The organism is Desulforapulum autotrophicum HRM2 (assembly GCF_000020365.1).
Lineage (GTDB): Bacteria > Desulfobacterota > Desulfobacteria > Desulfobacterales > Desulfobacteraceae > Desulforapulum > Desulforapulum autotrophicum.
The window spans coordinates 1998260-2011166 of the sequence record NC_012108.1 but is presented as its reverse complement, the minus strand read 5'-3'; the positions used below and the strand labels follow the sequence as shown (position 1 = coordinate 2011166).

The 12907-nt window shown below is 45.7% G+C and carries 11 protein-coding genes and 2 tRNA genes; 3 read left to right on the top strand and 10 right to left on the bottom strand.

Annotation, left to right across the window (positions count from 1 at the left end):
• Positions 1-38 precede the first annotated feature (38 nt).
• On the bottom strand, positions 39-824 hold the full coding sequence (locus tag HRM2_RS08725; protein ID WP_015903642.1) for a YiiX/YebB-like N1pC/P60 family cysteine hydrolase: 786 nt from the start codon (positions 822-824) through the stop codon (positions 39-41).
• A complete protein-coding gene (locus HRM2_RS08720) occupies positions 821-1894 on the bottom strand; it encodes a DUF21 domain-containing protein (protein ID WP_015903641.1) in 1074 nt (357 codons plus the stop codon). Before HRM2_RS08720 ends, HRM2_RS08725 begins: the two co-directional genes overlap by 4 nt.
• Positions 1895-2164: 270 nt before the next feature.
• Here HRM2_RS08720 and HRM2_RS08715 point away from each other — a divergent pair, with 270 nt between their 5' ends.
• Both HRM2_RS08715 and HRM2_RS08710 read left to right on the top strand, forming a co-directional pair.
• Positions 2165-3061 (top strand): mechanosensitive ion channel family protein, encoded by an 897-nt coding sequence (locus tag HRM2_RS08715; protein WP_015903640.1) that lies wholly within the window; start codon positions 2165-2167, stop codon positions 3059-3061.
• On the top strand, positions 3030-5576 hold the full coding sequence (locus HRM2_RS08710; RefSeq protein ID WP_041273159.1) for a phosphoenolpyruvate carboxylase: 2547 nt from the start codon (positions 3030-3032) through the stop codon (positions 5574-5576). The genes HRM2_RS08715 and HRM2_RS08710 overlap by 32 nt, the downstream gene beginning before the upstream one ends.
• Positions 5577-5634: 58 nt before the next feature.
• Here HRM2_RS08710 and HRM2_RS08705 read toward each other — a convergent pair whose 3' ends face one another.
• The 6 genes from HRM2_RS08705 to tadA form a co-directional block, all read right to left on the bottom strand.
• The gene (locus HRM2_RS08705; protein WP_232364232.1) at positions 5635-6327 is read right to left on the bottom strand and encodes a DUF1638 domain-containing protein; all 693 of its coding nucleotides are present in this window, start codon (positions 6325-6327) and stop codon (positions 5635-5637) included.
• A gap of 683 nt (positions 6328-7010) precedes the next feature.
• Complete coding sequence (locus tag HRM2_RS08700) at positions 7011-7355, bottom strand: DsrE family protein (RefSeq protein WP_015903637.1); 345 nt, start codon at positions 7353-7355, stop codon at positions 7011-7013.
• Positions 7356-7483: 128 nt separating this feature from the next.
• Entirely contained in the window at positions 7484-8869 is a 1386-nt protein-coding gene (locus tag HRM2_RS08695; RefSeq protein ID WP_187149348.1) for a sensor domain-containing diguanylate cyclase, read from the bottom strand.
• Positions 8870-9506: 637 nt separating this feature from the next.
• Positions 9507-9583 (bottom strand) — tRNA-Pro (locus HRM2_RS08690).
• Between the two features lie 44 nt (positions 9584-9627).
• Positions 9628-10917: an adenylosuccinate synthase gene (locus HRM2_RS08685; protein WP_015903634.1), complete on the bottom strand. Its 1290-nt coding sequence runs from the start codon at positions 10915-10917 to the stop codon at positions 9628-9630.
• A 2-nt stretch (positions 10918-10919) separates the two neighbouring features.
• A complete protein-coding gene (tadA, locus tag HRM2_RS08680) occupies positions 10920-11372 on the bottom strand; it encodes a tRNA adenosine(34) deaminase TadA (protein ID WP_015903633.1) in 453 nt (150 codons plus the stop codon).
• Positions 11373-11469: 97 nt separating this feature from the next.
• Here tadA and HRM2_RS08675 point away from each other — a divergent pair.
• Positions 11470-11546: transfer RNA gene (locus HRM2_RS08675), tRNA-Arg, on the top strand.
• A 473-nt stretch (positions 11547-12019) separates the two neighbouring features.
• Here the strand turns inward: HRM2_RS08675 and HRM2_RS08670 are convergent.
• Together HRM2_RS08670 and HRM2_RS08665 are read right to left on the bottom strand one after the other, a co-directional pair.
• Positions 12020-12244, bottom strand: a complete 225-nt coding sequence (locus tag HRM2_RS08670) for a hypothetical protein (protein ID WP_041273158.1) — start codon at positions 12242-12244, stop codon at positions 12020-12022.
• A 155-nt stretch (positions 12245-12399) separates the two neighbouring features.
• Entirely contained in the window at positions 12400-12588 is a 189-nt protein-coding gene (locus tag HRM2_RS08665; protein ID WP_041273157.1) for a hypothetical protein, read from the bottom strand.
• Positions 12589-12907 lie beyond the last annotated feature (319 nt).

The following is a 12907-nucleotide window of genomic DNA, read 5'->3' as shown; positions in this document are numbered from 1 at the left end:
TTATTTTACAATCAACGGTTGTTCAATATGAACCTGTCCTAGGTCAACGACTGAATATTCGCCTCAAGCGTGCCATCCTGGACCGACCATTCAATTTCGTAGGGGTTAAACCCCCTCACCAGGGTTGGCTTAATAATCTCAAAGTAAGGAGAGGCATCAAAATCCCTTGGCATAAACAGGCTGTAATGTTTTATATGGAGAATCTCCCTGTAGCACCGCCTGCATGCCATTTCCTGGGAATTTTTCATTAATACCTCAGGCAGAATCGGATAGTGAACTGACTGAAATGCCTGGGCAATCATTGACGAACAAATTGCCTTGGTGGGATCTCCACTGCCCAGTGACAGCAGTTTTCGCCGCCATCGCTGGGGTACAGGAGGTGACTGGATAAGATACCTTGCCAGATCAAAAACATTTTTAAGATCGTAGGTATTGCCGATACGGCTGACAGCATAGTCAACCACGGTGTCAATATCTTTTTCCACAAGCCCCACAGGCCTGCAGATACGGGTATGAAATCGTGAATAAAACGACAAAGGCACGGCCCTGACTCCTTCTTTGAGATCCGCCTCAACCAGGAAAGGCTCTTTCGGATTAATCCGGGCATGACCGAGACCCTCTCCCTGGCAAAGGGCAGCATGGGACCATGTTGACTGTGTCAGGTATTTTATGGCCGTACTGATACGGCTGTTGCCCTCAACCAGGAGGATATCCCCCTTTTTTATGGTTGCTGCCAGATCCTCGTATCTGCTGGTTGCAACATGTCTGTCCATCTCCAGTGGCTGGGACAGATAGGTTGCCAGTTTTTTTCCGACTCGGTTCAATGCTGCCCCTCCATACCCGTTGCTGCATGTTTTACACCTGTTGCTGTATGTTTAATGCTGATTCCCTGCATGAGTCTCCCAAGGATATCGGCACCTGTAATGATCCGCTTGGATGCCCCCCACAGCAGGATAATGTCCTGTTCAATGACATTATCATCTGGATTTTTGCTGTGAACCTTGAACTGATTAAGAATCGTCCCAATCTCCGTTGAAGCATCATGGATCACGATGGGGCGGTGACAATAGCATAGGGGGTCTGGAGGCGACACCATGAAAAAAGCGTGACGGAGGAAACTGTCGGCGTCCAGTACGAGCTGGGGCAGCCTTTCCTTGTCGACCAGAACCACCCACTTTTTCCCGGACCGTTCAATCTGCCGGAGAAACAGATCCGACGATTCCTGTTTGAATTCTGGAAAAATCAGCCTGCCATTTTCACAGGGCAGCTCCACCATACTCTTGAGGTCCAGGGGTTCGCCTTCCTGGGTAACCAGAAGATCGTCTATGTCCAGAAAATTCAAGGCTCCCAGCCCTTCAATCCTGTCAATATCTGCCCCATCCGCCTCAATGTGCATTTTGATCAACTCTCGTATGTTATACTCTCTAAAATATTGAATACTCTCTGGCCCAAGCCACCAGTCCAGAAATTTTGCAGACGATTTCGTAACCGGATACAGGGCATATTGATAAAATCTGAGAACAGGAAAAAGAAGTGATACCATCTTGAGGGCATTCCTGGAAAAATAGGCCTGGGGCAAAATTTCTCCGGCAAAGGTAATCAACATCGTTGAGAAAAGAAACGCACTGACGCCCGCCAGAACGGAATTGGACAACAGTGTCAGCAGCACGTTGATTCCCACATTTCCCCACAAAACCGTGGTCAGAATAAAATTGGAATCCTCGCGTATTTTCAGCAGCTTTGCCGCCTGGGTGTTGCCAGTCAAGGCTTCAATCTCCAGCCGCAGTCTCCCCACGCTAAAGAGGGCCAGATTCATCCCGGAAAACATTGCTGACTGGCTGATGCAGAAAACGATTCCCAGCCATGTCATCAGTGAAACAAACGATTCTGTCATAAACCATACCCCTGCTCATTATGAGGAATCACAGAAAGATCAGTCGTTACGATTCTATTTATAGACATTTATCCCGGGAATGTCCATGATTATCCATGGACAAGGACTCGGCCAGGCGTATTGTGAGCACCTGCCAGACAGTCCCTTCACCCGCTTAATATGCCGGAAACAATCTGCGATAATTATAATTGGACATCAAGGACCGTTACTGCCATACTCCAGGTTGACGGAGTACGCCCACTGACCTGCTGCAAATCGGAGCCAAACATCATGAACCAATTGATCGACAGTCTTATCTTCCGCCTCAGGGAATATTTCAGTCCAGAAAGACTTGGCCCGCCCCTGGCGGAACTCATTGTTGACCTGAGTCTTGCAGCCATTATCATGGCGGTATTCTACCTGATCTGGCGGTTCGTAAACGGCCTGGTCTTGCCCCGCTGGAAGCGATACCTCGACCGAACTTCAGCAGCTTTTGTTGAGACACTGGTGAAATTCGGCATCCTGGTCCTTGGGGTATTGGCCGCATTGAGCGCTGCCGGCATTCAGACCACGGCTGTTCTGACCTCATTGGGCGTTGTCGGCCTGACCATCGGGTTTGCGGCCCGGGATACACTGTCCAATATTATTTCAGGCATCCTGATTTTTATCGACCGACCGTTCACCATTGATGACCTGGTGGAAATAGATAACAACTACGGCCGGGTTGATCGGATAACCCTGCGTTCCACCCGGATTATTACCAATGATGGAAAAATGCTGGCTGTGCCCAACACCGAAGTGATGACCAAAACCGTTGTTTCCTATACAAATTTTCCCCATCTGCGCCTTGATATTGATGTGACTGTAGCGGTTACAGAAGACCTGAACCGCGTACGCCAGATCCTGATCGATCTGGTGCAACAGGATACGGATTTCATGGCAAACCCATTGCCAGCCATGGTGGTCAAAAGTCTCAACGATTATAATGTTGCATTGGAACTGCGCGTATGGCTTGCGGATGAACGTCTGCACGTGCAAAAGCGTTTTGACTTGAGGGAAAAAGTATTCAACGCATTAACTGCCGCTGGAATAGAGATGCCGTTTGAAACGATTCAACTGGCACCCCACAAGGTGGCCATGGTGGAGATCAATGACGATGAACAAACCCCGAAGAATACAAGCCTTTGAAAAATCGGTAAAAAACAAATTTTATGTATACAACAGCCTGTTCCTGAACCTGCCCTTTCAGAAAATCAGCAATATCGGAATGCTTATTCCATTGCTGCTCCATGTCTGCAGGAACGATCTTGAATCAGGCAAGGCCCCACTGGAAATATTGAATTCCTTTTTCAGCGACCATACCAAAATTCAATCGGAACGAGAAAAAATTGATTTCATGTTCCGGGTGATCCAGTATGTGGAAAGGCAGGTCGTTCTTTACGACAGCGTAGAAGATTCAGCCTTTGCCCAGCTGCGAACCCACGGCAACGAGCTGTCACTCAAGGATTACATACACCTGTCAGACAACAAAAGAAAAAGGGGTGTTTTGTCAGACAAGCTAGACACCTTCAGTATCAGGATTGTATTCACTGCCCATCCAACCCAGTTCTATTCACCTTCAGTACTTGATATTATTGACAACCTGCGAACACTCATTGCCGCCAACAACATCAACGAAATAGATCTCGCATTACAGCAACTGGGAATGACTTCGTTAATAAACGCCCGGAAACCAACGCCATGTGATGAGGCAAAAAATATCATCTACTTTCTCAAGAGCGTTTACTACGATGCCGTTGGTGAGATGTATTCCTACATAAAACGAAACGTCCAGAACTCTGTTTTTGACAATCCAGAGATCATCCAGCTGGGATTCTGGCCGGGCGGTGACAGGGACGGCAATCCCTTTGTTACCTCTGAAATAACCATGGCTGTGGCCGATGAACTACGCATGACCTTGATGGGGTGCTATTACCGGGAGATTGAAGGGCTTGAACGAAAGCTGACGTTCAGGGGTGTGGACGATATTATAACAACGCTCAAAACCTGTGTTCATGACACCATGTTCGATCCAACAAAGACACTCACCTTTGAGGATATCATAACCCCCCTTTACACGATCAGAGATGCTCTGGTCAGCACATTTAATGGATTATACCTGGAAGACCTGGACAAACTCATTGACCGGGTAAAGCTGTTTCGAACCCATTTTGCCATACTGGATATCAGGCAGAATCATGCTGTCCATAAACAGGCGATTCAAGAAATTCTCAAACAAAAAAACCGGATTGAAGAGAGTCTGGATGAACTTGAAAAAAACGAACTGATTTCGATCCTTGTCCATGAAAATTTTCTTGTTGAAGCGGATCAGTTCCAGGATAAAATCGTCAAGGACACCGTTCAAATCATTTCGCAAATTGCGGCCATCCAGATGAAAAACGGGGAAAAGGGGTGCAACAGGTATATTATCAGTAATTCGGAAGACATTTTTTCGGTACTCTTTGTCCATGGGCTGTTCAGGTGGTGTTGCCGGGATTCCGGGAAAATAGCTGTTGATATCGTCCCCCTGTTCGAGTCCATGGAAGGAATGGTACACGCAGGAACAATCATGCAGGAACTGTTTGATATTCCGGAATATCGATCCCACGTCAGTCAGCGCCGGAACAGACAGACGATGATGCTGGGATTTTCAGACGGCACAAAGGATGGGGGGTATCTCCAGGCCAACTGGTCGATCTTTAAAACAAAAGAACATTTATCAGCGGTCTGTGATCACAACAATGTTAAGGCGATTTTTTTTGACGGCAGGGGGGGACCACCAGCCCGGGGCGGCGGGAAGACACATCGTTTCTATGCATCACAAAGCCAGAAAATTTCAAATCATGCCATCCAGTTAACCATTCAAGGCCAGACCATCACCAGTCACTACGGATCAAAAGCCCATTTTATGCACAATTGCGAGCAACTTCTCACCGCCGGGTTGTCAAACAGCCTGTATGAACAGCGAAACGCCATATCCAACCAATCAAGACAGACCCTGGACACATTGGCCCGGTTAAGCTTTGAAAAATATACCGCCCTTAAAAATCACAAGATGTTCATTCCCTATCTGGAAAACAAAAGTACCCTGAAATATTACGGAGAAACAAATATCGGAAGCAGACCGACCCGAAGAACGAGCAAGGGAAAACTGGAATTAAAAGATTTAAGGGCCATCCCCTTTGTTGGATCATGGAGCCAGTTAAAGCAGAATGTGCCAGGGTACTTTGGTATTGGAACGTCCTTAAAAGCATTTGTGGATGACGGCAGACTGAATGAATTAAGACAATTATTCAAGGATGTCCCCTTTTTCAAAGCATTGATATTCAACAGCATGATGTCATTGTCAAAATGCAATTTTGCCTTGACCGGATATATTGCCGAGGATCCAAACTATAAAGAATTCTGGACACTCTTATTCAACGAATATACCTTATCAAAACAAATGGTTCTTCTTATCTCGGATCAAAGCACGCTCATGGAAGAAGAGCCTGTGTCAAAAAGATCGATTGAAATCAGGGAACAGATTGTTTTACCACTGCTGATCATCCAGCAGTATGCCCTCCAGATGATTGAGCAAAAGTCTGGCTATTCTGGGGATTATGAAAAAATTGTCAGGCGGTCATTGTATGGCAATATTAATGCCAGCCGTAACTCGGCTTGATTTACTCTGCGCTCTTTGATGCAACGCTGTATGTGAGCTGAAAGACAAGCAAATGAATTCATGCCCTGCACTGGTTTAGAACCTGCTCCAGGGCACCAATGATATTCTTCTTGAACAGATCCAGGCCGATATCTTCAATTTCAATGGGACAGCCTGTATATTCAAAAAGCTCCAGCAATGCTTCCTCGGAAATGTCCTGGATATTGGTATTTTTAAAGATTACCCGGTCACACAATCCAAAACTTTGCCGGACAGCCGATTCGTCCAGGCCCGTTATGGAGTCGAAAATCTCTTTCCATTTCAGAATCCATCCGGTGGTAAGAAAAAATGTCTTAGCATTTTTACCATATGTATTTTCTCCGGTAAGCAGCGGGATACAATTGTCCTGGTTAAACCGGACTACCGGATACCTGTCCAGAATGGCATCAAGCTCAGGATGACATTTTGAGCCATATAGAAAAATTGTCCGTTCATCCCCATCCAGGTTCAGGGAATTGACCATCTCTTTTTTAAGGGCATCCAAGTCAGAATGGAGCCCGGCCTTAAGATATCTGACCTCAAAAACACAGTTAAACAGATGGTCCGCCTGGATCTGACCCAGGACCTGTTCCAGTTCAGGTTGAAAAATACCACATGAAATGAATCGTACTTTTATGCTGTTGTTGGCCGTCATATATTGCCCCATTTCCGGTGAACCGCTCAAAATAAATGCCTGCCAGATGTTTTTTATATGAAACACTTGCCAAAGCATTGTCAATGAAGGTGTTTCAAAATTCGTTGAGGCCGGAGCCATACCTCGCTCCGGCCGTGCCGGTTTTATAAGAAACTCTTGTCGAAACATCATTGTGAAAGTCTCGACTTTAGAGCCCTCTTTGGTTTCCCTGACTGGAACATTGTAAACCAAAGGGGTTAGGATTTTTGCCCTTCCAGGCGTTAAGAAGCGCAGGCTGTTTGAGGACTTTAGCCCGCAGTTCCTGCGCTTTAGTCTGGAAGGGCAGAAATTCCCCCGACGTTTACCGTTCCGGTCAGGGTAACCAAAGAGAGCGGAATGGTACTATCGCCTGCCCGGTATTATCGTGTTTCATGCTTCGTTGTGTCGGCAGGCCGACATGGCCGTTTATATGAAACACTCGTCTGACCGGTAGACGGGAACGGGTATAACCCTCCGCTCATTCTCGCAGCCCGTCCTGGGCTGCTCCGAGGGAAACGGCAGCTCCTTCAGCGTCCATGCTGACCGCTGCCGTTTAATCCGCTGCGGGCAATACCCGTTCCCGTCCACCTCTGCTGTCGAGTTTCTATATTCGTTGTGGCCGAAAGCAAATACCTCGCCCCGGCCGTGCCAGTTATATGAAACGCCCACCAAAACATAGCCAGTGAGGGCATTTCAAATTTCGTTGTGGCCGAGAGCAAATACCTCGCTCCGGCCATGCCGGTCTATATTGAGATTAACCTCTCGCCATCTTTAAGAAGTTGAGTTAATGGGAGGCCCTGGTAAATGACTTCAATATCAAGTCCTTCCAGTATTTCCGTGGCACCGAGCTGATCCGTACACGCTTTACAGGCAGTGACATGCACCCCTTCAAGTTTGGCCTCTTGAATGAGGTCCTGAATCAGTTTGTTTTCACTGACCAGTTTTACTGTGGCGCCCCAGATGATGATGGTGACTTCATCCCACCAACCCTTTTTCTTTGCATTTAGTCCATACATAAACACCATTTTTTCTGCAGTAATTACATTGTCATTGGTCCATAGTATGGTCAGCTTGTTTTTTGTCGTCATTTGTGTGCTTCCTTTTTAATTGTTTTGCAAGGGATTTGAGTCCTGCACCCACATCTGCTGGTTCTACACGTTTTGTAGAATCCCCTGTCTCCCCCTGTTTTCGATTCTCTCTTGCTTACCCAGAAGTCTTAAAGTATTGGGCCGCACCCCTGTGAGCCACAGGCGGATGTCAAACCAACTGCGTCCTTTCCCCGGTTTTTTACCCTGAACATGGCTTCATCCGCCAGGGCAAGCAGACCTTCACGGTCATCGGAGTCTTCTGGATATGTTGCAATACCAAAGCTTGCTGACATACGCACCTCAAGACCCTTGTCTTTCAAGTAAATCGTTTGTTTCATACGCTTTCGAATTTCCTGAATCTGCTTTAAGGCGCCTTCTTTTCCAGTATCCGGCAGGACAAGCACAAATTCATCTCCACCATAGGCCACCCCGAAAGCCGGTGTGTTCAACCCCTCCCCAAGGGTTGTGCTAACCTCTTTCAAGGCCTGGCTGCCGTTTAAGTGGCCATGTGTGTCGACCACATGTTTAAAATTATCCATATCAAGGAAAACCAGAGAAAAGGGCTTTAGGGTTCTATTGCTCTCTTCAATAAGTCGATCAAGGGCACTATAGAGGTATCGGGTATTAAAAAGGTTGGTTAAATTGTCGTGGTCGGCAAGATGCCTGAATCTCTCCCGGCTCTGACGAATTTTTTCCTCGGCAATCCTCTTTTCAGTATTATCAATGAGAATACCTTCAATAAAAGAAAGTCCTTGAGAATCTTCAGCCAGCCGTGCATTGATAAGCGCCCAGACCGGTCTGCCATCATCTCTTTGCATCTCTACTTCATAATTTTTTACAATATGATACTTTTGTAAAGCCTCCAACAAAGGTTGGCGGTCTTTTTTGTTTTTATAGAGGCTTGCCACTCCTCCGGGGCGGTGAAGAAGTTCATGGGTATTTTCAAATCCAAAGATTTTGGCCAGAGCAGGATTGACGCTTAGGAAACATCCGTCAAGGGCGCACTGGTACATTCCCTGGATCGCATTCTTATACATGATCCGGTAACGGGCCTCTGCTTGCTGCAGGTTTTCCTGTGCTTTTTTCAATTCAGTCAATTCGGTCAGTAAGACAAGGTACCCGCATGGTTTTCCCTTGTTATCATGCATAATACTGCGCTTTAAAAGCAAAGGAATTTTTTCTCCATTTCCAGTAAAAAAGGTTGCTTCAAAGCTTAAATGATTCCGGTTGGCAAAATGAACAAAGATATTACTCTTTTCATAAAGCTTTTCAATTGAGTGGTTTAACAACATGGGCTCGTCTTTGCCGAGCAATTTCAAGATTGTGATATTGAAGTCAACAATTTTAAAATCCAGGTCAAGCTCCAGGTACCCTTCCGATGTGGAATTTATGACTCTTCGATATTTTGAAAGGCTTTCATCAATTTGCTTCTGGCTTTGAACCTGTAACTCTTTTAACTGCTTTTCAAGGTCGGCAATCTTGTTAACGAGTTTTTTGGCTTCATCAATATCCATTTCAAATCCTTCCACCATATCGTAACCCTGTGAACACACATTACACCTGAAAGTTGCATTCCTGTTTTTGTTTTTGAACTGATATATTGTTATATCAAATAGTTATAACTATCGCTTCCAAACTTACCACGCACCTAAATAGACCTGATTTCAAAGCTAAAAACCCTGCGGAAGCGCTATTTGACCGGATCTGCTGCATTACCAGGCATATGCAGCAGGCGAATTACAGTCCCATGCCCGGCGTCTTGCATATCCAGCCAACTACAGTTTACAATATTCAGGTTACACATCATTCTTATAATTTACAATATTTTTTTGAACAATCATTCAAAAATAACCGATTACAATGCGACTATTAAATACAATCCTGGGTGGAATCTATTCCGTGGTGAATTTATGGATCTGAATGGCAGCGCTGATTTTTACGCTGCAAATTTTGAGGAACTTCAGAAAAAAAGACAGCTTTAACAGATTCAATGGAATCCATCAAAGCTGATTATTTAAAACCAACTATAACAGGAAGAATTTGATGATCAAAATAGGAACCGTTTCCTTGTCAAGTTTTTCTGGGTCACTCAAGTGACCAATCTTTTCTATTCTGGAAGTTTTAGAAACGGCTGGAAGCCTTTGTTTAAGCTGGTCGGGATGAGAGGATTTGAACCTCCGACCCCAGCGTCCCGAACGCTGTGCTCTACCAGGCTGAGCCACATCCCGACAGCTGAACTAAAAAGGGTTAATAGATCTTTTTTAACTCAATGTCAACAAAATAGATTATCAAGCACGATGGTTGCCTCTCTTCCTGGGCCGACAGAAACAATTTTAATATCCACCCCGGACAGTTCTTTAATTCGATCCAGATATTTTTTGGTGTTTTCTGGAAAATCCTCGTAATCCTTGATCTTTGAAATATTTTCCGTCCATCCCGGATGGCTTTCATAGACGGGAGTGCACTCCTCAAGGGTCTTGATGGCCGGTGGGAATGCATCATAGACCTTTCCCTTGTGTTCGTATCCTGTGCAGATCTTGATCTCTTCAAGGCCGTCAAGGACATCCAGCTTTGTAATAACAAGTCCAGTCAGGCCGTTCAGTCGTGCTGCATTTTTAAGCATCACCATATCAAGCCAGCCGCATCGCCTTCGTCTGCCGGTGGTGGCGCCGAACTCTGCTCCTTTTTTCTGAAGCCTGTCTCCAATCTCATCAAAAAGCTCGGTCGGGAAAGGACCGCTTCCAACACGGGTGGTGTAGGCTTTGACAATACCCATGACATGGTCGAGTTTACCTGGTCCAACGCCTGAGCCACAGGCGGCATTGGCGGCAACGGTGCTGGAGGAGGTGACAAAGGGATAAGTCCCGTGTTCAATATCAAGGTGCGTCCCCTGGGCTCCTTCAAACAACACCTGTTTTCCCTGGTCCATACCCTTATTTAAAGCCACAGACACGTCTGAGATATAGGGCAGAAGTCGATCCCTGAGTCCCATGAACTCTTTGATAACAGCCCCAGGATCAAGGGTGTCAGTTTTAAAATAGTTTTTAAGGTAAAAGTTCTTCTCCTCCATGATGGTCGTAACTTTTTCAGCAAAAAGAGCCTCATCAAGAAGATCTGCAAACCGAATTCCCCGCCGGGTGGCCTTGTCCTCATAGCAGGGACCGATACCCCGTCCGGTTGTGCCTATCTTTGCATCCCCCTTCTTCAGCTCACGGGCCTGATCAATGGATTTGTGGTAGGGCATGATCATGTGTGCCCTGTCGCTGATCTTGATCCTTTCCGGGGAGACATCAATTCCCCTTGAGTCAAGGTAATCAATCTCTTCAAGCAGAACCAGAGGATCAACCACAACACCGTTGCCGATGAAACACACCTTGTTCTGGATGATTCCAGATGGCACAAGATGACTTATGATCTCATTGCCATCAACCACCATGGTGTGTCCGGCGTTGTTCCCGCCCTGGAATCTCACCACGTAATCGGCATAACCGCTTAAAAGATCGACAATCTTGCCCTTTCCCTCATCACCCCACTGGGTTCCTACAACAACTATGTTTGGCACTTTTAACTCCTTTTGTTTCTAAAAAAACCTCTGATGATTTCCGTTGCTTCATCTTTACACACACCAGGAACAATCTCAAGGGTGTGGTTAAGTCTGGCATCAAAGGCAAAATTATACAGTGAACCGGCCGCTCCCCACTTGGGGTCACAGGCACCGTAAACAATTCTTGACAACCTTGCATGAATGATTGCGCCCATGCACATGACACAGGGCTCTATGGTGGAATAAAGGGTTGCCCCGGGCAATCGGTAGTTTCCCGTTTTTTCACCCCCCATGCGAAGGGCCAGCATCTCTGCATGGGCCGTTGGATCACAAAGGGTTATCGGCTGGTTGTGCGTTCTGGCAAGGATTCTACCTGTCCCATCCACCAGCACAGCGCCCACGGGAACCTCATCCATCCGGGCCGCTTTTTCAGCCTCTTCAAGGGCAATTTTCATATAAAACAGATCATTCATTTATCACTCTATATCCATGTTTTGGCCTTGAGGTCAAATAGTTTCAACTTTTAATTGACATTTTAAATTTATATATGTATTGTCTAAAGGTTTTTGGGCGCCTGTAGCTCAGCTGGATAGAGTATCTGACTACGAATCAGGAGGTCGTGAGTTCGAATCTCGCCAGGCGCACCATTAACAGCAAGGGTTTTCAGTTTTTTGGCTGAAAACCTTTTTTGTTGGGGGTGACAAAAGTGACACTTTAGGGCAATGTTGCTCCAGAATAACCACCCCGCAATCACCAAACAGAAAAGATCCTCTTTCCCAAAACCACACCCACATACTCGTTGTGATCTACCCACTATGTTTCTGTGAACGGGTAAAAAAATAAAAACTGAAACCTTATCCGCAATATCCGCAAAAGTAGCAAAAGGGTCTCCCCAGATTTGGGGAGATATAAATAAAAAGCCACCTCCCCGGCAAAGGGAAAGCGGCCTGATTGTTTGATGGGGTTAAGCTCGGATTAATACCACACCATATAAGGGGAGGGCTGAAACTCAAACCACAGGTATCCTGTGGGGTCGGTTTTGCCACTTCACCCGGCATTGAGTTGTTCTGCTGCCGGTACATCTTACTTGAGGGGCGTCAAGGGGATAATCTGTAATTTTTTATATCAGAGGCAGTTTTTCGCTCGCAAATGCTAAAACAATACAGCCAGCTGCGAGTGCCAAAAATCCCAAAGCCCACAAAATCTGGAAATGAATAATGCTTGCAAGCATAGCGAAGATACTCGCTATAAAACCCACTATTGTTGCGAGATCCCAGAACCATCGTTGTGTGCACAGAAATAGCGCAACCGCTCCAAGAGTTATTATTGTTACGTATGTTTCCACGCCTTATCTCCCCCTTTTCCTCAACACCCGCCAAAGCGTTTTGAACGCTGTCGTAATGCTACCCGTGATTACCAGTTCGTGGACGTAAGTCGTGTCGCTGTCGATCGGATCAATAAGACCGGCAAAAAATTTTATTATTCAGAAGCAATTCCAAATTATAGCCATGAAACAAATTTAGATAAAATTGTTTGCATTAATTTAAAAAGAATAATAAAAAAGGCTATTTGAAGAATTTTATGAACGATAGAAGTTTTTTCTTTGGTATGTGGCTCTTCATAACCACAAATACATCGGACTAGTTCGTCTTTGTTTTCTTCCCCACATTCAGGACAAACCCAAGTCATAATTAATCTCCTTTTAATCATCCCTCAAGACTCCGCCACATCTAAACAACCCTATCCACAAACAACCTAAGCCGTTCTGACTCGACCACAACCTCAGGTTCGTGTCGTTTATGTCTAATTTCCATTTGTGAAGTTTTGGATATTTGCTCTTAATGGAGTTACTAATTTAAATTGAGGTCGTCAAGAGAAACCTAAATGCTTTTCAACTGCGGAGAAAGAATGACCACCTCCGGTCTATAACGGTATTCGGAAGTGATAAAGAAACAACCACAGGCAGGCAAAGGTTGTGCTGCTCGTAACTGTGCTTGGAGTTATCTCG